This window comes from Shewanella sp. MBTL60-007 (assembly GCF_019654915.1).
In the GTDB taxonomy this organism is placed as follows: domain Bacteria; phylum Pseudomonadota; class Gammaproteobacteria; order Enterobacterales; family Shewanellaceae; genus Shewanella.
Window position 1 is genome coordinate 30,346 of the sequence record NZ_BPET01000016.1, and the last position, 22,126, is coordinate 52,471.

Annotated in this window: 19 protein-coding genes and 1 riboswitch; of the genes, 11 read left to right on the forward strand and 8 right to left on the reverse strand. The window is 44.9% G+C overall.

Going from position 1 to position 22,126, the window contains the following annotated elements; all coding sequences use genetic code 11:
- Nucleotides 1-114 precede the first annotated feature (114 nt).
- The 7 genes from K5Q92_RS07605 to thiH all read left to right on the forward strand — a co-directional run bounded on the left by K5Q92_RS07605 (nt 115) and on the right by thiH (nt 8,247).
- The gene (locus K5Q92_RS07605) at nt 115-1,221 is read left to right on the forward strand and encodes a hypothetical protein (RefSeq protein WP_220768411.1); all 1,107 of its coding nucleotides are present in this window, start codon (nt 115-117) and stop codon (nt 1,219-1,221) included.
- 163 nt (nt 1,222-1,384) lie between these two features.
- A riboswitch (TPP riboswitch) is annotated at nt 1,385-1,483 on the forward strand.
- A 144-nt stretch (nt 1,484-1,627) separates the two neighbouring features.
- The gene (gene thiC, locus K5Q92_RS07610; RefSeq protein WP_220768412.1) at nt 1,628-3,625 is read left to right on the forward strand and encodes a phosphomethylpyrimidine synthase ThiC; all 1,998 of its coding nucleotides are present in this window, start codon (nt 1,628-1,630) and stop codon (nt 3,623-3,625) included.
- A 2-nt stretch (nt 3,626-3,627) separates the two neighbouring features.
- Nucleotides 3,628-5,241 carry a thiamine phosphate synthase gene (gene thiE / locus K5Q92_RS07615; RefSeq protein WP_220768413.1) on the forward strand — a complete coding sequence of 538 codons (1,614 nt, stop codon included), beginning with the start codon at nt 3,628-3,630 and terminating at the stop codon, nt 5,239-5,241.
- Complete coding sequence (locus tag K5Q92_RS07620; protein WP_220768414.1) at nt 5,228-6,121, forward strand: HesA/MoeB/ThiF family protein; 894 nt, start codon at nt 5,228-5,230, stop codon at nt 6,119-6,121. Before thiE ends, K5Q92_RS07620 begins: the two co-directional genes overlap by 14 nt.
- Nucleotides 6,114-6,347, forward strand: a complete 234-nt coding sequence (thiS, locus tag K5Q92_RS07625) for a sulfur carrier protein ThiS (RefSeq protein ID WP_220768415.1) — start codon at nt 6,114-6,116, stop codon at nt 6,345-6,347. Before K5Q92_RS07620 ends, thiS begins: the two co-directional genes overlap by 8 nt.
- 1 nt (nt 6,348) lies before the next feature.
- A complete protein-coding gene (locus K5Q92_RS07630; RefSeq protein WP_220768416.1) occupies nt 6,349-7,116 on the forward strand; it encodes a thiazole synthase in 768 nt (255 codons plus the stop codon).
- A gap of 24 nt (nt 7,117-7,140) precedes the next feature.
- Entirely contained in the window at nt 7,141-8,247 is a 1,107-nt protein-coding gene (gene thiH, locus K5Q92_RS07635) for a 2-iminoacetate synthase ThiH (protein WP_220768417.1), read from the forward strand.
- A 199-nt stretch (nt 8,248-8,446) separates the two neighbouring features.
- Here the strand turns inward: thiH and K5Q92_RS07640 are convergent, their stop codons facing one another.
- On the reverse strand, nt 8,447-8,809 hold the full coding sequence (locus K5Q92_RS07640) for a two-component system response regulator (RefSeq protein ID WP_220768418.1): 363 nt from the start codon (nt 8,807-8,809) through the stop codon (nt 8,447-8,449).
- 223 nt (nt 8,810-9,032) lie between these two features.
- Between K5Q92_RS07640 and K5Q92_RS07645 the strand changes: the two genes are divergently transcribed.
- From K5Q92_RS07645 to K5Q92_RS07655, 3 genes are all read left to right on the forward strand, one after another.
- A complete protein-coding gene (locus tag K5Q92_RS07645; protein WP_220768419.1) occupies nt 9,033-9,281 on the forward strand; it encodes a chemotaxis protein in 249 nt (82 codons plus the stop codon).
- Between the two features lie 259 nt (nt 9,282-9,540).
- Nucleotides 9,541-10,911, forward strand: coding sequence for a diguanylate cyclase (locus K5Q92_RS07650; RefSeq protein WP_220768420.1), 1,371 nt, complete (start codon nt 9,541-9,543; stop codon nt 10,909-10,911).
- Nucleotides 10,895-11,116, forward strand: coding sequence for a hypothetical protein (locus tag K5Q92_RS07655; RefSeq protein WP_220768421.1), 222 nt, complete (start codon nt 10,895-10,897; stop codon nt 11,114-11,116). The genes K5Q92_RS07650 and K5Q92_RS07655 overlap by 17 nt, the downstream gene beginning before the upstream one ends.
- Before the next feature lie 217 nt (nt 11,117-11,333).
- Here K5Q92_RS07655 and K5Q92_RS07660 read toward each other — a convergent pair whose 3' ends face one another.
- From K5Q92_RS07660 to cmoA, 7 genes are read right to left on the reverse strand one after another with little or no spacing between them, the layout of a single operon-like run.
- On the reverse strand, nt 11,334-12,419 hold the full coding sequence (locus K5Q92_RS07660; protein ID WP_220768422.1) for a DUF3541 domain-containing protein: 1,086 nt from the start codon (nt 12,417-12,419) through the stop codon (nt 11,334-11,336).
- The gene (locus K5Q92_RS07665) at nt 12,364-14,124 is read right to left on the reverse strand and encodes a M3 family metallopeptidase (protein WP_220768423.1); all 1,761 of its coding nucleotides are present in this window, start codon (nt 14,122-14,124) and stop codon (nt 12,364-12,366) included. Before K5Q92_RS07665 ends, K5Q92_RS07660 begins: the two co-directional genes overlap by 56 nt.
- Nucleotides 14,090-15,043: an alpha-L-glutamate ligase-like protein gene (locus tag K5Q92_RS07670; protein ID WP_220768424.1), complete on the reverse strand. Its 954-nt coding sequence runs from the start codon at nt 15,041-15,043 to the stop codon at nt 14,090-14,092. Before K5Q92_RS07670 ends, K5Q92_RS07665 begins: the two co-directional genes overlap by 35 nt.
- Complete coding sequence (locus K5Q92_RS07675) at nt 15,043-16,551, reverse strand: UUP1 family membrane protein (protein WP_220768425.1); 1,509 nt, start codon at nt 16,549-16,551, stop codon at nt 15,043-15,045. The genes K5Q92_RS07670 and K5Q92_RS07675 overlap by 1 nt, the downstream gene beginning before the upstream one ends.
- Nucleotides 16,552-16,565: 14 nt before the next feature.
- Nucleotides 16,566-17,318 (reverse strand): ATP-dependent zinc protease, encoded by a 753-nt coding sequence (locus K5Q92_RS07680; protein WP_220768426.1) that lies wholly within the window; start codon nt 17,316-17,318, stop codon nt 16,566-16,568.
- A gap of 23 nt (nt 17,319-17,341) precedes the next feature.
- A complete protein-coding gene (gene cmoB / locus K5Q92_RS07685) occupies nt 17,342-18,334 on the reverse strand; it encodes a tRNA 5-methoxyuridine(34)/uridine 5-oxyacetic acid(34) synthase CmoB (RefSeq protein ID WP_220768427.1) in 993 nt (330 codons plus the stop codon).
- Nucleotides 18,331-19,062, reverse strand: a complete 732-nt coding sequence (gene cmoA, locus K5Q92_RS07690) for a carboxy-S-adenosyl-L-methionine synthase CmoA (protein ID WP_220768428.1) — start codon at nt 19,060-19,062, stop codon at nt 18,331-18,333. The genes cmoB and cmoA overlap by 4 nt, the downstream gene beginning before the upstream one ends.
- Nucleotides 19,063-19,211: 149 nt before the next feature.
- Here cmoA and K5Q92_RS07695 point away from each other — a divergent pair, with 149 nt between their 5' ends.
- Nucleotides 19,212-22,022 carry a diguanylate cyclase domain-containing protein gene (locus K5Q92_RS07695; protein ID WP_259649518.1) on the forward strand — a complete coding sequence of 937 codons (2,811 nt, stop codon included), beginning with the start codon at nt 19,212-19,214 and terminating at the stop codon, nt 22,020-22,022.
- The last annotated feature ends 104 nt before the right edge of the window (nt 22,023-22,126 follow it).

Sequence of the window (22,126 nt, forward strand, 5' to 3'; positions counted from 1 at the left end):
GTTAAAAGGTATAAGAAAATAGGAACTAAACTCGCTTGAAAATAATGTTGAACCAATGTGAAGACCTTTTGTTCTAAGTTATTGCGCTATAGGGACAAGAGAAGGGATGAGCGATTGAAATTAGCTAGGCGGGAAGCAAAACAGCTTGAAAAGAAGAGTGATGACGACATCAGCCTTCCTGTCGCTATGCCAATCGCGAATAATTTTGTCGCTCAAAGGTCGAACTTGATAGAAGGTGATGTGATTACGGTCGGTTACGGGGCTCAAGTAATCGAGGTTAATGAAACCATCACTCTATTCAACAGGCTATTAGAAGGTAAAGTAGAGGCTGAGTTTGAAGATAATAATCAAGTAGCTCATTCATTCAAAAACTTACCTTTAGATAATAACTCCTCGGGCTTGAGTAATAGCCTCGCTGTGATCATATTTGTGTTGCTACTGCATTTGCTTGCAATTTTGCTGCTGAATGAGTTTTGGACTGGTGCGGTGTTGATGACAAAAGAGGTATCGCCTGTAAAAATTCACTCTTACCTCTATCAGCCGCCACAAACCGTTAGCGAATTAGAAACTGGCGCAGACGCCGCGGCTACGCGAGAGGTAACGTCTCGCACAAACTTAGACATGCCACCAGAGTTACAGGCAAAGCCCTTGAAAGAGGTTGAGGCTGAGCGGGAAGGGGCGATAAAGCCTTTAGCGAAACTTGAGCCATCAGAGAAATCTAAGCCTTTAGCGAAACTTGAGCCATCAGAGAAATATAAGTCTTTATCAGAGCTTAATCTACAAGCCCCATCGAATGTTTCAACCCTGCCTCGGGTTAGCACTGAAGAGCGTAAACACCCTAGAACGAGTGTGAGCCAATTTACTCAATCTTATTTAGAGAAACAAAAAGCCAGTCAACTCGATGCATTGATCATCGACAAAGCTGAGCAATATACCCAAAAGCGTTCTCTCAGTGAGATGGACGCTGATATGCAGGAGCTAATTTTTCCTGAGGTGGAGAAGTACAGCAAGGTGATCACCACAGATCACAGGTTAGACCCTAACCGCATCGTGAGGCACGGTGATACCTGCTATCGGATCGTAAAGGTGCCCACTCAACTCAACCCCTATGCAGAAAACATAGGTTATCCATTTAATTGCGGTGGCGATAAGATAAAAAAAGCGATTAATGATGCGATATCTGCGCGGTTGGAAAAGCGAATGTTGCCAATAAAAAAATAAAATTCAGTTGATAAATATTCATCTAAATTTTACGTATAATAGATTTATATTTTAATTTTCTTTAAATACATATGGTTATGGCTCATAGTTTTTGAATGATCCGCTGGTCCGCCTTGGTGATTTGAGTCTTGTATCCTGCAAGCTGAACGGTCTATACTGCCTGCTCATCTTGTCGGAGTGCCATATGGCTGAGACCGTTAATTCGGGATCCGTTGAACCTGATCAGGCTAGAACCTGCGAAGGAAACAAGCGAAATACTGCACAAAAAGCCTATTTTAAAGACGCTTTTGCAGTTTTCGGTAGTTACGTATCACTGGCGTTTATTCGCTAAGGGATCCGTTCAACTTTTCACATTCTCATTTCTCCTGACAAGCAACTTCATTTCTTATAAAAAGTGAGTTTGCTAATGTCAAATCGTCGCGAAACCCGAGCACAAGCTCAACAATTTATTGATAACCTAAAGCCGTTACAGCACCCAAATTCTGAGAAGGTTTACCTTGAAGGCAGTCGAGCAGATCTTAGAGTGGGCATGCGTCAAATTTACCAAACAGATACCTTGGTGGGTGGTACTGAAGACGCTCCTGTTTTTGAAGCTAATCCTCCCCTAAAAGTCTATGACTGCGCTGGAGCATACTCAGATCCCGATGCAAATATCGATGTACGCAGAGGCCTAGATAAGCTGCGTGATAACTGGATTGCAGAGCGAGATGATACCCTGCAACTTGCAGGTGCAAGTTCGGGTTTTACTCAGCAGCGTTTGGCCGATGATGGTTTAGATCATCTAAGGTTTGAGTCTCTATTACCGCCGCGCCGCGCTAAAGTCGGTAAACGAGTGACCCAACTCCATTATGCTCGTCAGGGGATCATCACCCCAGAGATGGAGTATATCGCCATCCGTGAAAATATGGCGATGGCTGAGGTACAAGATCCGCTTTTGACCCAAAAAGATAGCGGTGAAAGCTTTGGTGCGGTTATTGGAGAACCGATCACACCAGAGTTTGTTAGACAAGAGGTCGCCCGCGGCCGCGCGATTATCCCACTCAATATCAACCACCCTGAAGCCGAGCCTATGATTATCGGGCGTAACTTCCTAGTCAAAGTGAATGCCAATATTGGTAATTCGGCGGTGACTTCATCCATTGAAGAGGAGGTTGAGAAGCTGGTTTGGTCCACTCGCTGGGGCGCCGACACCGTAATGGACTTGTCGACAGGTCGCTATATTCACGAGACTCGTGAATGGATTATTCGTAACTCGCCAGTGCCTATCGGTACGGTTCCAATCTACCAAGCTCTTGAAAAAGTGAACGGTGTTGCAGAAGAACTTAACTGGGAAACCTTCCGTGATACCTTGATAGAGCAAGCTGAGCAGGGGGTCGATTACTTTACCATTCATGCTGGTGTATTGCTGCGTTACGTGCCGATGACGGCAAAACGCTTGACCGGAATCGTCTCTCGTGGTGGCTCTATCATGGCCAAGTGGTGCCTGTCGCACCATAAAGAGAACTTCCTTTACGAACATTTCAGAGAGATCTGTGAGATCTGCGCTGCCTATGATGTATCACTTTCATTAGGCGATGGCATGCGCCCAGGTTCGATTGCTGATGCTAACGATGAAGCGCAATTTGCAGAGCTGGAAACCTTAGGTGAGTTAGTGAAGATTGCTTGGGAATATGACGTGCAAACCATCATCGAAGGTCCCGGTCATATTCCAATGAACCTTATCAAAGAGAATATGGATAAGCAGCTTGAGCTTTGCGATGAGGCGCCGTTTTATACCTTAGGGCCGCAAACGACCGATATTGCACCGGGTTACGACCACTTTACTTCGGGCATAGGTGCGGCGATGATTGCTTGGTATGGCTGTGCAATGCTTTGTTATGTTACACCAAAAGAGCATCTCGGCCTGCCAAACAAAGAAGATGTAAAACAAGGGCTAATCGCTTATAAGATTGCTGCCCACGCCGGCGATGTGGCTAAAGGCCACCCGAGCGCGCAGATCCGCGATAATGCACTGTCTAAGGCGCGTTTCGAGTTTCGCTGGGAAGATCAATATAACTTAGGCTTAGATCCTGAAACCGCGCGTGCTTTTCATGATGAGTCTCTGCCTCAAGAGTCCGCTAAGGTTGCTCATTTCTGCTCCATGTGTGGCCCCAAATTCTGCTCGATGAAGATCACCCAAGAGGTGCGAGATTACGCCGCAGCCAAAGAGCGTAACGAGCAAGCTAACGCTATTGAAGTTGAACCCGCCTCAGCCTATGAATCTTATGGTGTAGAGCCTAGACAAAGTCTAGCCGCTCAACAAGCGCAGGGGATGGCGCAGATGTCGGCCGAATTCAAAGCCAAGGGCGCTGAGCTTTACCATGAAGCGACCGATAAGCACCCCGATGCCGTATTAGAGGATTAGTCATGATAGATGCTAATCAAACTAGTATAGATAGCCGTCCTATCGTGTGGACGATTGCTGGTTCAGACAGTGGTGGCGGCGCAGGCATACAGGCCGATCTCGCGACCATGTCTGATCTTGAGTGTCATGGCTGCAGCGTGATCACCGCAGTCACGGCGCAAAGTTCTATCACAGTGTCGTTAGTTGAGTCCGTTTCTGAGAAGATGCTGCTATCTCAGCTCGATACTCTGGCCGCGGATCTAAAACCTGCTGCAATTAAAATTGGATTGCTTGCACAGCAGTCACAAATTTGTTGCTTAGCTAAGTGGCTTAAGCGGCAGCAACAAATTTGGATGCAGAAGGGGACATCTGTACCTGTTATCTTAGATCCAGTTATGGTGGCAACCTGCGGCGATCCTTTGGCCATGGGGACTGCGCTGGATTTTAGCCCCTTTAAAGGTTTGCTGACATTAGTGACCCCTAATGTCAGCGAGTTGCAAATAATGTCTGGCAAAACACTCGACAAGCTTGAGGACTGCATTAGCGCAGCAAAGCAACTCTCTGTACAACTTGCGACCTCAGTGTTAGCTAAGGGCGGTGATAAAGGCCCGAGCTGGAGTCGTGCTCAGGCTAATGACTTGCTCGTTTGCTGCGAAGTCGAAGGTATATCAAGTCAACATCAGCACCAAAGTTTTTGGTTATCTAGCCCGCGAATCGATAGCAACAATAGCCATGGTACAGGTTGTACTTTGTCATCGGCGATTGCCGCCGTGTTGGCTCATGGCTTTGTGCTTAACGATGCTGTTGTGGTGGCCAAAGCCTACGTCAGTGCGGGGCTATTGGCGAGCTATCAGCCGGGCAGTGGAGCGGGTTGTTTAGGCAGAACGGCTTGGCCAAGAGAATTACACCTGTTTCCATATATCAAACAAGTCACAGCTCAATGCTCACTGCCGAGCTCTGCGATTGAAAGCGAGCAAAAGGTGACTGCTAAAATGGCAGGCTTTACGAAGATAGATGAACCTTTGGGCTTGTATCCAGTAGTAGCCGATGTCGCGCTGCTTGAAGTCTTACTCAAAGCGGGCGCTAAAACCATTCAGCTGCGGATAAAAAACACGAATGAGCCAACGCTTGAAGAGCAGATCATCAAAGCGGTGGCTCTGGGGCGAGATTATCGAGCGCGAGTGTTTATTAACGATCACTGGCAGCTCGCCATCAAACATCAGGCTTACGGCGTGCATCTAGGCCAAGAAGACTTGTTTGATAGCAGTCTAAAGCAGCTTGCTGAAGCTGGCATAGCGCTTGGGTTATCTAGCCATAGCTACTTTGAGATTTTATTGGCAAAACAACACCAGCCGTCTTATATAGCCTTTGGACATATCTTCCCGACAACCACCAAGCAGATGCCATCTCAGCCTCAGGGGCTTGTAAAGCTAGGGCATTATGTCTCGTTGATGAAAGGCGAGCTACCAATAGTGGCTATCGGTGGTATTGATGCGGAGCGCATTAAAAGCGTTAAAGCCACTGGCGTGGATGATATTGCCGTGGTGCGGGCGTTGACCGAGGCCGAGGATCCCGCAACTGCTTTTAAAACGCTAAATAGCGCATGGCTCGAGGATAATAGTTATGTCACTCAGTGATAGCGATTTTATCCGTTATTCGCGTCAAGTGCTGTTGCCTGAAGTTGGCGAGTCTGGCCAGCTGACCTTTGCCAATTCTCATGTCGTGATTATCGGTGTCGGTGGGTTAGGTAACTTAGCAGCACAGCAGCTTGCCGCAGCGGGCATAGGTAGGCTTACCCTTGTAGATGGAGACAGGGTAGAGCTGTCTAACTTACCGAGACAACTGTTATTTGATGATGCCGACTTAGGACACAACAAGGCTGACGTTGCCGGACGAAAGTTGAATCAGTCCTACCCTCAGACCCAAGTGAATTGGGTTGGGCAATTTCTTACAGACGATAATATTGTGGCAGTACTGGGGGATGGTGATAAGCATTATGATCTGCTACTCGATTGCAGCGACAACTTTGCTACCCGCCAGCGAGTTAATCGGTTTGCGATAGAAAACCAGATCCCATTAGTTTCGGCTTCAGTTGCACATTTTAATGGGCAGTTACTCAGTATTGACCAGCGCCACAAGCCAAATACAGGCTGTTACCACTGCTTGTTTCCCGCTGATATGTCGGTAAGCCAAAGCTGTCAAACCGTCGGTATTCTTGGGCCTATGGTGGGGGCGCTAGCTTCTATGCAGGCCCTAGTTGCGCTGCAGCAGTTGATTGGCCATAAACAGGCCGTGGGTAAGCTGTTTAGGTTTGATGGTAAACATTTTAGTTGGCGCGAGGTTAACTTACCACGCAATCAGGCCTGTAGCGTCTGCGGCGTTGCTGAAGGCGATAATTCCTCAGAGTTAGGTGACAAGTTGGTGACGGAGCTAGATTTAAATTTAAAGCAAGCTTCAGTCATAGGTTCTGAGCGCGTGAAAACAGGCTTTCAGTCTGCGGAGAAAGATTATGTATAAAGGAAATGACAGTATCTCAATCATTGTAAATGATGAGGTAAAACAGGTTGCGGTCAACGTGACGCTGCAAAGCGTGATTGAAGTATATTGCGAGATCCGTGGCGTCGATATGAGTGCTATTGCGGCAGCGCTAAATGGTGATGTTATCACACGCAGTCGATGGCAGAGCCAAGTTTGTCAAGCTAACGATAAACTAGAACTCTTCTCAGTTGTTGCGGGAGGCTAATATGTTAACGATTGCCGATCATCAATTTCAATCAAGGTTATTCACTGGCACAGGCAAATTTGCAACGGCTCAGAATATGTTAGCTGCGGTGGCCGCTTCAGAGTCTCAATTAGTGACCTTGGCGGTAAAAAGGCTGGATCTGAATACCGGCAGTGACAATATTCTTAAGCCTTTGCTTGAGAGCGGGGTTAAATTGCTGCCTAACACTGCGGGAGCGCGTAACGTCAAGGAGGCGTTATTCGCGGCTCATCTTTCACGAGAAATGTTAGGTACTAACTGGGTTAAACTCGAGATCCACCCCGATCCTAAGTACCTGATGCCCGATCCCATCGAAACCTTAGAAGCGGCGCGCATTTTATGTGAGCAAGGCTATGTGGTCTTGCCCTATGTTCATGCCGACCCTGTGCTGTGCCGCAGACTCGAAGAGGTTGGCTGCGCAGCTGTGATGCCATTAGGCAGTCCTATTGGGTCTAATCAGGGGCTAGCGAGTGAACCTTTCTTAAAGATTATCATTGAGCAGGCCAAGGTGCCTGTGATTGTCGATGCGGGTATTGGCGCGCCATCTCAGGCAACCCATGCCATGGAACTCGGTGCCGATGCCGTGCTGGTTAATACTGCTATCGCTAGCAGTCGCGATCCCGTGGCAATGGGGCGCTGTTTTGCGCAAGCCGTTAGCACAGGACGACAGGCATATATTGCAGGATTGGGGGCTGTGAGTCATCAAGCTCACAATACTAGTCCTCTTACGGGTTTTTTAAATGATGCGTAGTTATTTAGCCTTGAAGGAGTGGTTATGAGCTTTGTCGATGTTTTTCAAAAGCTGTCACGCTCTGAGCTTAAGCTAAAGCTGTATTCTACTACTGCAGCAGATGTGGATCGGGCATTACAGCACCCCTCGGGTAACTTAGAGAGTTTGCTCTCGCTACTGTCACCAGCTGCAGAGCCGTATCTTGAAAAGATGGCGCAACAAGCGGTTGCATTAACTCGTCAGCGTTTTGGGGCGAGCATAGGCATGTATATCCCTTTATACCTGTCGAATCTCTGCGCCAATGAGTGTGATTATTGCGGCTTTACCATGAGTAATAAAATTAAGCGTAAAACCTTGTCTTGTGACGATGTTTCTAATGAGATGCGTCAAATTAAGGCGATGGGCTACGATTCAATTCTACTGGTTTCTGGTGAGCATGAGTCTAAAGTGGGTGTTCCGTACTTTAAGCAGATCTTACCATTAGTCACTGAGCAGTTTAGTCACGTGGCCATGGAAGTTCAGCCTCTTGAGGAGCAGGATTATCGAGAGTTAGTGGACGCAGGTCTCGATGCGGTGATGCTGTATCAAGAAACCTATAACCCCATTACATATAGCGAGCACCATACTCGCGGCAAGAAGAGAGATTTTAGCTTTCGACTTGAGTCTCCCGACAGAGTCGCCAGAGCTGGCGTTGATAAAATAGGTTTAGGGGTGTTACTCGGTCTAGATGATTGGCGTTTAGATGCGCTGTTAATGGGGCACCATTTAGATTATTTAGAAAAAACCTATTGGCGCAGCCGCTATAGCATTTCACTGCCAAGACTTAGGCCTTGTACGGGTGGTGTAAGCCCGAAAGTTGAGCTTACCGATAAAGGTTTAGTGCAGATGATTTGCGCATTTAGGCTGTTTAATCAACAACTGGATATTAGTCTATCGACGCGAGAAAGCCCAAAGCTGAGGGATAACCTGTTTGCGCTAGGGGTGACAAATGTTAGCGCTGGCAGCTCGACACAGCCTGGTGGCTATGTTGAACCTAAGACTGAGCTGGATCAGTTTGAGATAAGTGATGAGCGTGCGCCGCAGGTGGTCGCCCAAGCCTTGCTTAATCGGGGTTTAAATCCTGTATGGAAAGACTGGGAAACGGGTTGGTAGTGAGGGAAGTAAGCGTGCGAGACGTGCTTTATAGGTGTGAATTTACGCTTGCCATGTGCGAGCGTAAATCTAATGCTTGTATCATTAAAAATGGGTAGTAAATAGCACGCAAGGACGAATGCGTTTAGCACAAAGCAAGCCCAAATTAATTTGACTCGTTTGCAGCAACTCTCTCCCCTTAACTGGCGTGAAACACCTATTACAGGTACTTTTTCAGTATCGCAAAGACTTCCGTTGGGCTGATAGGTTTACTCAAGTAGCCATCGGCGCCCAGCCTGAGTCCAAGACTTTCATCGGACTCCTCTGCAAGTGCGCTGACGATAATGACAGGCAGCTTGGCGGTTTGTGGATCTTGTTTCAGATCTTTAAGGACCTGATAGCCGTTTTTCCCAGGCATCATGATATCTAAGAAGATAACGTTTGGGCGCTGGATGTTGGCAATATCAATCACATCATCACCGGAGTTAACCGTGGTAACTTGGTAGTCATCGCCTAAAATTGATAGTAAGAGACTTGAACAGATAGGGTCATCATCTACGACCAGTATTTTTGCTTTTTCCATTCAAATTATCCTCTTATGCTCACCTATAACTAGGATCTCACGTTTATTCAACAAGTCTATCATTATGCTCGGGTATTGGCTAATTTTAACATTCTTGTACATACGAGGGTTGCTCAAAATTACCACACTTTAAAGAGCGGAAAGATGGGGCAGCGTGGCTGTACTTTGTATAATTTTTAGATAATAATTGAGTGAATAAGTTCCCATTTATAAGAGCGCTACTATGCAGATCCCACCGAGTATTATCTCTGGCCAAAATGGTTTTCAGTCTGCCCAGTCAGACTTAACTCAAGCCACGGTTGATGTTGCTGGATCAAGCCAATCAGCATCTGGTACAACGATGGTTTCAAGTGGTAGCACCACAGAGCCATTAGTTGATGCAAGTCAAGCAGGCTTGCATGCTCAGGCCTCTGCAGAGGTGATACAAACCTCCTCAGATACGCTTGGAACCCTGATCAACATAAAGGTTTAAAGCCTTCAAGCTTGAGCTTGGATTTATCTTGTTGTAAAAACGCTCTACTTGAGCGTTTTTACTATCTGGCGTTTAAACTTTCTTGTTGTTTATACTCTTAAATTTAAGCAAGAGCCTAAGTATTCATTTATCGTAAACTAGGTATGATTTCTAAACCTGTTAGCTTTATTCTCTATGCAAGCAGTTTATATATAAGCTTGGACGTTACTAACATGAGTAACCTTAAAATGGAATATTTGAGAAGATTAGATGGTGAATCATGGTTGTCAAAATAAAGACAAAAGTATATTTACTGTTTGCCAGCCTTATGCTTATAGGAATTTTGAATTTTTTTTTACTCACAGAAGTAGAAAAAATTTCTGAACAAGATTATGAATTAGTCCTTCATACACACACTGTTATTAGACATGGTGAAGAGTTATTGGGTCAGGTGCGCGATGCTGAAACTGGACAGAGAGGCTATCTGTTAACAGGCGACCAAAAATACCTAGATCCTTTTTTTTCTGGTGTAAAAAACAGCGAGAATGAATTAAGTACACTCATGTATCTGACAATGGATAATCAAAGTCAGCAACAACGGCTATTAAGAATAGATAAGCTAGTAAAAGAAAAGATCTTGGAGCTGAATAGCACTATCGAGCTTTATAAGCTCGGTAAAATAGATAAATCGATAAAATTGGTTACCAGTAACTATGGCAAGACTCTCATGGATGAGATCCGAATTGAGATGAGCGACTTTCAAAATGAAGAGCAAAGTCTTCTGCAAAAGCGCAGAAAAATATACTCCGATAGGCGAGTTGCGATTCATTATACATTTATGCTGGAGTCACTCGTTTTTATTCTCTCGCTTATTATTATCCTCTGGTATGTAAACAGAAGCATGCTAGCCCCACTTTCAAAATTGACAGAGTCGGCCAGAAGTTATCGCTTTAATGAGGACTTTAACCCTGTTCATATATCCGGTGAAGATGAGATTAGTGAGCTTGGAGCTGCTTTTAATCTAATGGGAGAGAGAGTCACTCAATCAAGAGATGCGCTAGTGGATGATAATCAGAAAACTCTTACTAAGCTTGACGATGCGCTTTATGAGGCGACGACGGACACTCTAACGGGATTGAAAAATCGTCGATTTTTGCTTGAAGAAGCTAAGCTGCAAATAGCAGCTTGCCAACGTTATAAACATGACCTAAGTATTATTATGCTTGATGTCGATCATTTTAAGCGTATTAACGATAACTATGGACACGCTTCTGGTGATGAGGTTTTAAGGATCTTAGGACACTATGTTAGAGATAATATACGCTCGTCAGACTTGGGGATTCGCTATGGCGGAGAGGAATTTCTCATCCTCTTGCCATACACCTCACTTGAAAGTGCAGTTATGATGGCGGAGGACTTAAGAAAGACTGTCGAGTCTATGGTATTTAATGTGCTTGATGGTCACTCGATAACAATTAGCCTAGGTGTAGCCCAGTTAAAAAAGGATGAAAAGGCACTCGATACGTTAATTATGCGTGCTGATAAGGCCTTGTACCAATCTAAAGGTTGCGGTCGAAACCGAGTCACAGTTTCGGAACATGATGAGCTGAGCTCTGTGAGGAGTATAGTCGCAGATGAGTTTCAAATTTGATGTTTTTGGAAAACTAATGTTTGTTGAGCGTATAAATAATGAATGGTTGCTCTTTCATGTTTCCGTCAGTGGTATGCGTTCCAGAGTCTATGACGTTGTCATTCCATCTGAACTAAAACATGATGAACTTGCTGTTTATCTTGATGATATTTTCCACGAGCAATCAAGCAATAATTACCCATCAGTAAGGGCTTTGAGCGAGTAAGCTTTTGCGACATTCTATTTAGAGCAGCTGTACCTATTTATAGCGGTATCTATTGACTGTTGTGACGAAGGGGAAATATCTGATTATTTACGTAAAAATATTAGTCAATGAATCGTTAAAACTTACTGGTTTACTATAAGTAATCTAAGTATTAAGTCTCTAGCTATTTAATGGATAAGCAAACAAGAGGCCTATTTTAAGGCCTCTTCAAGATGGGTTAGTTTTTGATTGGCGTGACCTGCTTAGGCAAGTATTTTTTCGTTGCCTTAAGCTCTGATAGGTAAGGGCCTTTGTGTAGCTTATCTGGCCAATCTAATAACATCATAGCCAATACATTACGGTGCTCACCGATAACTAAGTCAGGGTTACCTCGCGGAGACGGAATTATCTGCTCTTTGGTGTCGAAGGCATTAATTATGTGTTGCTGTGTTTTTTTCACCACAGGGTGATCAGCTTTGCCCGCAAGCAAGAAGCTTATTCCCACTTCGGCAATAATATCGTCTGTAGCGTCTTCTAGAATGCGGTCAATGTTGTGCTCGAAATGATCCAAAATCCAAGCAAACTCTTTGGCATCGACATTATGCTGGTAGTATTCGCTGGCAGCGAAGATAAAGTGAGTCATGCCGTATAGCTTGTTGCGGTACTGTTTTTTATTGAGTTTATTATCTTTACTGTCTGGGTAGACTTCGATAAAGGCTTGCTTGTAATCTGCGAGGTAATCCCCTACGCCAATCTGCTTTGCCCAGTATACGTAGTTCACTAGTTGAGCCGCCCAAGTCTCTATCATGGCTTTATCGGTTAGCCCGGTTTTTAAGTCGGCACTCTTCAGTGCGGCGGTTAGCTTGTCGTGACAGGGCCCTTTAAATCCGAACTCATTGATTCGGCTAGAGAATCGTAGTAGTACATCTGTGTAGAAGATAAACTCAGGAAAGGGCTGTAGTGCCTTCTTACGTGCTTTAGCGCGGGGGCCTTTGCCAAGTACTGAGATCGCTTGTTCGGCTTGGTCGCTAATAAAGCCGGGCTTATCGAGATTACAGGCGTAGAAAGCTTGCGATTCGGTAACCGCATAAAGATCGACAAGTGCTGCGTTGGCATACTTACTATCACCAGTCATACGGTATTGGCGTATGCCGTAATGCCCTTGTACGCGAGGGGGAAGTTCAAATAGATGTTCTTCTAGATTGTTTTTGATCCCTTGATACACTTGGGCTTTTGATGACTCTGTGACAGCAAGGTCCGCGGCAAAGCTATTTGCGCAAAAGAGTACAGCGGCGAGGGTGCTGATCTTGATGATTGAAGGCATGTTGAGTCCTTTTGATGAGTGAGTCATTAGTTATCGGCTCACCTAATAACAGCTGCAATCTATCTGCAAGCTTGTTAGATGATTCATTAACCACTAAATAATCGAAAACAAGTTTTTGATTCTGACAGTCTTTTGTCGATTGGTAAATATAGTTTGCTAAGGCTTTTTGCCACAAGCTTTGGTAATAAACAGGCCCTTCATAGGCTATGGCACTATAGGTATAAGGGGCATCATTTATATTGTCCCAACTTGCACCAAACGCCTCTGTAAAGGCACTTTCAAGGTTGAACTTTAGCGGGCTATCACTTGCCAAGTAAGTATTGAGGGCGACTTTAGCTCTAAATACCTGTAATTGACGTGCATATTGCTGCAATAGCGCTTCTCTGCTGTCTTGCTTTAATACTGGCAGAAGTTTGCCTTTAAGGTATTGCTGTAACCAGAAGATATCGATTTGGGCGGTATCTTGCGTTTCGCCTATGGTGTTTGCTAAGTAATATTTCTGACCACTTGCAAGTTGTTTGATGATCCTTGCCATCGCATCAATCACTTCGCTTTGCTGCTGATAGCTTTTTAACTCGGCTTTGAGCTCCAACTCAATCTGCCCAAATTGCTGACCCACAACTTGTTGGCGAATAGGTTTTACTTGGGTTTTAGTACTTGGCGTTATGTAGATATCACCAAGTAAGCGCCCCGCTAACCACATCCGATAAAGCTTGTCGTTAACTGGCGTGATCGTAATGGCAAAGGTATCCAGTTCAGTCGCTATCTCTTGTAGCCACAGTTTAGCTGAAATAGCTTTCACCTTAGTCGGCAGAGCCTCAGCTAGGGTAGGACCTAAGTTCCAAGGTGCGATATTAATTGCTTGGGTTTGGCCATTAAGAAATTGAGCAACAGACTCTGGTGTTGATAACCATTGTTCATGGAGTTGCTGGTGGCTGTAGTCGAGAAAACCTGATTGCCTTGCCTGTTGCTGGCGTAGAGTGAGGATCCTTGTTAATGGGGCTTTGTTGCGACTTGATGCCCTAGCTTGGTATGCCTGCCATACTTGCTGGCGGCAGGTCTCATTCGGCTGCTTAATTAAATAGCTAGCGAGTGAGCCATTGAAGTCGATTATAGCGGCTTTATCACTGTCATTATCGGTAAGCTTACACTGTTCATTAAGAAAATTAAGGCTCAAGGATTGGCTGCTGATCCCTTGCTTGAATGCAGCCTGCGCGGTGTGCAACTGCGCCTTGTACTTGGGAGAGTCGCTATTTTTAGCGAGGCGCCTAAGGCGCATTGCTAGGGCATTGACTGATGGATCATCACTTCCTGCTAAGCTGAATTGAATCGATTGGAACTTAGCCGAACTAAAAAATAGCGCTAACTCATCGGCTAAGTAAAGTTGGCATTGTAGCAATAGCTCACGGTCGCCATAGTTAAGCGGGAATTGGCGATAATATTTAATTCTGTCGTTAATGTTGAAAAAACCGATTAAATCGCGCTCAAGTTCAATGGCTTGAATGTCGCTACTTTGGCTTTCTCTGTGTTGGACTGATGCGGTTGAGAGTGTTGGCAACTGGTAGCTTAAACACTGTTCTACCAAGAGTGGGATTGGTGATACGGCAGCATGAGCTGCCGTATTAAACCAACAAGTAATAACTATAATTACAGTTAATAGGCTGGTGAGTTTACGAGTTGCTGGCACTGAAGTGTATTTTTGCATAGGCCACGCGTTCTTCCACTGACATGTTGTGATTACCCATTTTTTCAACATGGCGCAGATTAGGCAAAATACCACGGCCGTTGGCGATTTGAATCGCCAATCCCGGACGTGCGTTAAGCTCAAGTAAAAGCGGGCCCTTATTCTTATCTAGCACCATATCAGTACCTAGATAACCTAGCTCCGACATCTCATAGGCCATAGAGGCTGTATGTAGCAAAGTATCCCACTGCGGCACAGCAATAGAGATCAGCTCTTTTTGGGTATCAGGATGCAGATCAATCGGTTGATCGAACTGCACCGCATGCAAGCCTTTACCGGTCGCGATATCGATGCCCACTCCGACAGCGCCTTGGTGAAGGTTAGCTTTACCATCAGATGCTGCCGTTGATAATCGCAGCATGCCCATGATCGGGAAACCTTTAAAGATAATCAGACGAATATCCGGTACACCTTCATAGGAATAACCATCGAACACGGGATCAAATTGAATAAGACCTTCAACAATCGCCACATCTGGCTTGCCGCCTAGGGAAAACAGACCACTGAGAATGTTAGAAACATGTCGATCGACTTCAGATGGCGTAACCTCTTGGCCATTAGGCTTATAGTAACGCCCATGTTCGACCTTGGTGACCACTAGAATGCCTTTCCCTCCAGAGCCTTTAGAGGGCTTAATGACGAAGCCCTCTGTGTCATTGACCATAGCGGGAATGCTCGCGATATCATGCTGTTCGCAGACCGTTCCGATCAGATCTGGCACCGCGATATTATTTGCCAGTGCCAACTGTTTGGTGGTTAACTTATCATCGACTCGTTTGTAATACTTACGCGGATTATATCGACCTATGTAGTCGATATTTCGCTTGTTCATACAAAGGACGCCGTTACGCCTTAAGTCTGAAGGATTAGCTAGGAACATTATTTATCTCCAGCTAGCGGCTTAAAGCGCTTAAGCTCTAGTAAGCGATAGCCTGTGTATTGGCCCATTAATAACACAAGAGCCAAAATCACTAAGTGAATACCTAAGAAGTTAAATACCCAATGCTGTACCCATGATGCACTCATAGCTAGGTAGGCGAGGGTTGCAACAAACAAGCTACCACCACCTTGAACAAACACCTCTTTTGGACCTTCCTCTTCCCATAGGATAGACATTCTTTCGATGGTCCATGCCAGGATAATCATTGGGAAGAAGGTGATTGTTAACCCTTCGCTGAGACCAAACTTGTAAGAGAGCAGGGTAAATAAGCCGATGATGCCGATCACCACGATAATCACCGCGGAGATCCGGGAGATCAGCAAGAGGTTGAGCTCCGATAAATAAGAGCGGATCATCAAACCGAACGCAACAATCAGTAGGAAGCCAATCAAACCTGTGAGTAGTGTGGTCTGAATAAAGGCTAAGGCAATCAATACAGGCATAAAAGTGCCCGATGTCTTGATACCGATAATCACTCGCAGGAACACCACCATCAATACGCCGATAGGGATAAGTAGGATACCTTTAAATAGGCTTTGCTCTTCTAATGGTAGTTGATACAAGGAGAAGTCTAGTGCGTTGTCATTCTTCATGACATCGATAGCGGTGGCTAGGGCCGAACGCGTATCTTGCAGCATGGAGAAGTTAACTTGTGAATTGACGCCCCCGATCACATCAAGCACAGAGGTGCCAGAGCGATCCCATAATAGCAAGTTATCTGGGCGGCCTTGGCTGCCATCTTCGGCATTGAATAGGTGCCATTGACCGTCATGGTAAACTTCAACGAAGTTGGCTAGTTGCTGTCTGCGGCGCTGGTCTTCTAGATAGAGGCCACTGACCTCTTTTGCAGGGATCCCTTTGCTGTGCAGCATTCTGATAAACAGCTTGCTTGGGGAGTTGCTTGTTAGTAGTAGCTCAATATTTTGGCTGCGCTCGTTGGCGTTTAACGCCTTGTTGAGTTGCTGTGCAAATGAAAGGCTGGTTGCACTTCGAGACCACACCTCTTCAATCGCTTGCTGTGCGGCGGCTTCCTCTGTTGCAGGCCAAGTATAGGTGCTTGGTGTGGCTGGGATACCATCGGCCTTAAGTATACTTTGGCCAGTTGGGATCAAGGTGACCTTGTAATAGAGATCTTGAGTGCCAGTGGCTCTTCTTATCGACCAAATTGCGCGACGGTCGATCTCGTTATTGGTAATGGTTAATCCGTAACCTGGAGATGTTGCGTTTTCGACTAGGATTTCATATGCAGGATCTTCAGGCAGTGAAAAAGAAACTTCTGCTGGCTCGCCTGTACCTTGAAAGCTGACTTTAGCATCCACAGTCCAGCTTTGAACCTGTTTACCCGGTAGGAATGGAACATTATGCTCAATGCCACGGTAAACGCTGGCCGCTATCCCGGCGATAAACAGTAAAGCGACTAAAATATAAAAAGGCTTTCTAGAATGCATTTGCAATTATCCTATTATTTCGTTTTAGACGCTTTAGCGTCTTGTTTTTTTCCGTGGACATAGGTTTGCCCTACATCGACAACCGCGATGTCTTGCATAAACTTGCGACCAAGTAGTAACGGATACTCCAAATGGCTGCGATCGCTTAAATTAAGATCGGTCTCGGCTTTATATTGGCCAATCTCTAAGTGAGCGTGAATAACTGGGCGACGATCGCTTTTATTGTCTGCGTCTTGTTTGATGCGTACGAAACGTTCAACTTTTGACTCGAAGGTTTTAGCTGGCTGTTTCTCGCCTTGGGTAAAGACGTCAAATCGTACCCACTGACTGCCGTCTCTCTCAAATAGGATGATGTTGCGTGCATCCAATGATGAAGATTCTGCGCCAGTATCGATTCGGGTATCAAAGCTGGCCTTAACTTCATCAACGTAAACATGTTCGACAGCACCTAGCATAAACTTGTCACCGATAGGCGAGGGGGGGCACTGCACTGGCGCGACAACAGGCACTACTGCGGCTTCTTTTTTCACTTCTAACTGAGCCACTTTGGCATTGAGAGATTCTATTTGACTGCTTAGTTGGGCATATCCTGCAGACTGAGCTTGGTTACAACTATCAATTGCTCCAAGAATATTTGTTTCTTGTTTCGTTAGACTGGCTTCGAGCGCTGCCGCATCAACAGGGATCGGTGCGTTAGTGTCTTTGGTCGTTGCACAACCTGAAATAAAGGCTGAAATTGCGGCGATACAAATTATCTGCTTGAACATAGTGCTTCCCATTTACTATTTGGCTAGATCAAATCTTTGTTAGGCTGATTCTTGGTGGCAATGATGGTAGCTCTCTTTGGTGCCGGGTAACCTTCCACGGTTAAGCTAACATCATTAGGGTCTAAATAATCGACTAGTGATTCATTTGGCATCCAAGGGGTGCTTCTTTGCTCTGCTAAAGAGGTGACATCGACATCAACACAACGTATGTCAGTGAAATCGCATTTCTTAAGCCAAAGCATCAGTGCATCAACAGAGGGCAAGAACCAAACATTATTCATCTTGCCATATCTATCCTTAGGCACAAGTACGGTGTTTTCATCACCGTCTATGACCAATGTTTCGAGTACAAGTTCGCCGCCTGTGCGCAACTGATCTCTTAATTGATAGATATGATCGATAGGGGAACGGCGATGATATAAAACGCCCATCGAGAAAACAGTATCAAACGCATCTAACGCTGGAAGCTCTTCAATTCCCAGTGGTAAGAAGTGAACAGGATGTTCATTACCAGCTAAGCGTTTAACCGCTTCGAATTGGCACATAAATAATGGTGAGGGATCGATGCCCACAACGTGTTTAGCGCCTTCACCCAGCATACGCCACATATGGTAGCCGCTGCCGCACCCAACATCGAGTACGGTACGATTTTGTAATGGAGAAATATGGGGAACAACCCGTTCCCACTTCCAATCGGAACGCCACTCTGTATCGATTTCGATTCCGTGTAGAGAGTAGGGCCCTTTACGCCAAGGCTTGAAAATTCCTAAAAGATTTTCAAGCTTTTGTCTTTCACCATCGCTTAGCTGTTCACCTGATCCAATCTTTACGCTGGTCTTAAAATCGATGATATCGGCTTCAGGGTAATGCAGTTTATTGAGTACTTTTTCCCACTTTGGTAGTGAGCCATGTTTATGCTCACGTTGCCATTGACCGAGAATAGCAGGAAGGGTCTCCAGCCAGTGTTGAAGACTAGAGTCAGAAATCTGTTTGTAAAATGAGCTAAAGCTAATCACTTAATTGCCACCATTGATGCGAAGTTAAAACATTGGAACCAAACGCTGAACTGACTAAATCCTTGTGCTCTGATGCGATTCTCATGTTCGATGAGTGTATCAGGTTTCATCACATTTTCTAACGAACTACGTTTTTGACTGATCTCTAACTCACTGTAACCATTTGCTCTTTTGAAATCGAGGTGTAAATCATCTAATGTCGATTGGATTTTGTCCTCTTTAAAGTAAAGTTTTTCAGAGAGCACTAATAAACCACCGGGTAGTAAGCCTTGGTAGATATTGTTGAGCAGGCTTTCACGATCGCTTGGCGCAAGAAATTGCATCGTGAAATTAAGCACGACTAAAGAGGCGTTTTCTATCTTAATATCACGAATATCACCACAGACCAGCTCAACAGGGGTTTCACTCACATAAGCCGATAGGTTCTCACTGCAGCGTTCGATCATCGATTCGCTATTATCTATGGCGATGATCTGACAGTTTCGGCCTTCTACGCGACGGCGAATACTTAATGTTGCTGCGCCTAGTGAGCAGCCTAAATCATAAATTTTACTGTTAGGCGTAGCGTACTTTTGGGCTAAATCGCCAATAGTATTGATTATTTGACCATAACCAGGAACGGAGCGCCTGATCATATCATTAAATACACCTGCTACTTTGTCATCGAATTGAAAGTCGCTGACGCGTTCGTATGGTTTGGCAAAGAGATTGTCTTGAGAAGAGTTCATGTGATCAAATAGTGAGAGTTCAACTCTTCATTCTAGCTAAACATGTCTATAACCAGCAAGACTAGCACTAGAATTTCCTCATAAAATTTTGTCTAATAGCAATAATGAAACAAAATCAATTCAGTTTGTTAACTTAGTGGAAGATGTAATTGAAAACTATCACTTGTTTATTGCGACTTTTTGCACTGATGTTTATCGCGTTTCCAGCCTTTTCGGATGCCGAGAGAAAAGAAACACCCTTAACCATTGCAATGAGCAACGACAGTTACCCCTTTCAATTTGTTGATGAAAATAATCAGCCAAGCGGTCTTTTGGTTGATATCTGGCTGGAATGGTCGAAGCAGACCAATAGGCAAGTTGTCTTTAAGCCATCTAACTGGGATATATCATTAAAAGATGTAGATATGGGCGTAGCAGATGTTCATATCGGTATGGCCAATACTGCCGCGAGAGAAGACGACTATGAGTTCTCTGAAGAGATTGCCAGTGTAAGCAGTTACCTCTACATTAATTACCAATTACCTGTGGCGAACAGTTTTGCCGATATCATTCCTTATAAAGTTGGTGTCGTTAAAGGTGCGGCGCAAATAGCCATTTTAAAAAAGCTGCAGCCTAAGCTGACATTCACTTACTTTGATAATCGCAGTGAGCTCATTAAAGCATTGATTAATGAGGAGGTTTTTGTATTTGTGGGCTTAGAGGGCTTTTTACGTCAAAGCCAGATTAACAATATCATCTCAGTTAATTTTCCCGTTGAGAATCGTAAACTTATCTCGGCATTGTCAATTTCACCCGCACTAAAAAAAGGAAATCATCACCAAGCAGCCATGATTGCCAAAGGGTTTAGTGATATTGACCCCGGGGTGATTGAGGGGCACCAGCGTAGGTGGCTTGGTAATTTGCGCTATCAAAATGATATCGTGATAGCAATGCAAACAGGCGTTGAGCCTTTTGCTGATATTGGCTCTGATGGTTTACCCCACGGATTATTAGTCGATATCTGGAAGCTTTGGTCTGAAAAAACAGGGCTGCCGATACGATTTGTAGCCGGTAGCATGAAACAGAGTATCGATAATATTAAGCGCGGTATTGCCGATGTTCACTTAGGCTATCCAGAATCGGTTGCAATGCAGACGGGTCTTAACCGCACTCACACGATATATCGTGTGGCCAGCCGTCTATTTTCATTTGAAAAACCGCTGCAAAGTTTGGACGATCTTAAGGGAAAAGTCGTGGCGGTTGCTCCAACGGCACCTTACTTACCTGAATTAGTCGATGCCTTGCCAGATTCGGATATTCGTTACTATCACTCTGTCGATAGCATGATTGAAGCCGCTAAGAGCGGCGAGATCAGCGCGTTCGTTGCTGCAGCAGCTTGGACTCAACATTATCTGCTTTTAAATCATAGTTGGGATCAATTTCATCAGTATATTGACTTGGAATTTAAGACGGATCTGTTTGTGCTCAATCGCGGCAGTGAGCAGGGCTTCGCCCAGCGGGTTGCGGCGGGATTTAACCTTATCACTCAGGGGGAATTGGCGAGCATTGAACGCAAGTGGATGTTAAACCCTGAGGATAGGATCTATAAGAATAAACGGGGCTTAATTGATTTAACGCCTGTTCAGCAGCGACTAATCGAAGACGTTGGTACTGTAAAGGTGGGATATTTGCGTAACTGGCGACCGATGGAGTATCAGCAAGAAGGCCAGTATGGGGGAATAAACAGTGATATTGTCAATATTATTGCTGAAGAGTTAGGCCTTAATATTCAAACGCAGGTGTTCGATGAATGGCAAGATTTACTTGATGCACTAATAAGTGGTGAGGTCGACATGGCGGGCTCGGTGGCTAAGACGCCGGAGCGAGAATTTCAATTAAGCTTCACCGATTCATACTGGCCTGCGCCATGGGGGTTAGTGACATCATTTAATCACGTTAACGTTTTTAGCCTAGATGATCTCAAAGGACAGAGAGTCGCCGTGGTTGAGGGCTATCATATTATTAGTCAGTTAATGCGTGAACATCCAAGGTTAAAGCTGATTTTAGTACCCGACAGTCAAGCTGGATTAAAAGCGGTAGAGCAGGGCAAGGCGGATGTGTTTATCGATAAGGTGGTGAACTTAAGCAGTAACTTGCGCAATGATAAATATGCCAACTTAAAGATGTCGATGTTGGTTGGTTTTGCCCAGCAGCGTAGTCACTTTGGAGTCCATCATAGTAAAAAAGAACTGCTGCCGTTAATCAACGCAGTTTTGGCTAATATCGACTCCACTCGGCAGCAACAGATCCATCAGAAGTGGGTGTCGCAGACAGTTGAGTTTGGGCGTGATGAATATGAGAACAAACTCAAAATAGGGATAGCGACATTTTCAATTCTGACCTTAGTTATTATCGTTTCCTTACTGGCTATTCGGCGTTTACGTAAAGAGGTCGCGCTGCGTATTGAAGCCGAGAATAAGATGGCACACTTTGCCAAGCACGATGGGTTGACACAGCTACCTAATCGAATGTTAATCGAAGACAGGCTAGAGCAGGCAATATTATTGCATGCCCGCGATACAGCTCAGTTTGCGGTGATCTTTATTGACTTAGATGGTTTTAAATTGATCAATGATAAGTATGGCCATCAAGTTGGCGATAAGTTTTTGGTGCATGTGAGCGAGGTGCTCGCTAACAGCATTCGTCGTTCAGATACCGTAGGGCGCTTTGGTGGGGATGAGTTCGTCGTAATTTTAAATGATATTAAAGATGTTAAATCGGTTTATGATGTGACCGAAAACCTACTAAGCAACCTATCAACGCCCTTTGTGATTAATGAACAGAGTGTTAGCGCATCGGCGAGTATCGGCATTGCCGTTTATCCGAAAGATGGTGATTGTATCGATGCACTATTGAAAACAGCAGATAAACAGATGTATCGTGCAAAAAATGCGGGTGGCAGGGCATATCGAAGCACCTAGTTTTGCTAAGATAAGCCAAACTATATAATTTTTAATCTAAATTGATTGATAGTTAGCCGACTAATCGAGAAGTTATTTGGAAAACGGCAATATTTCTCTATAAT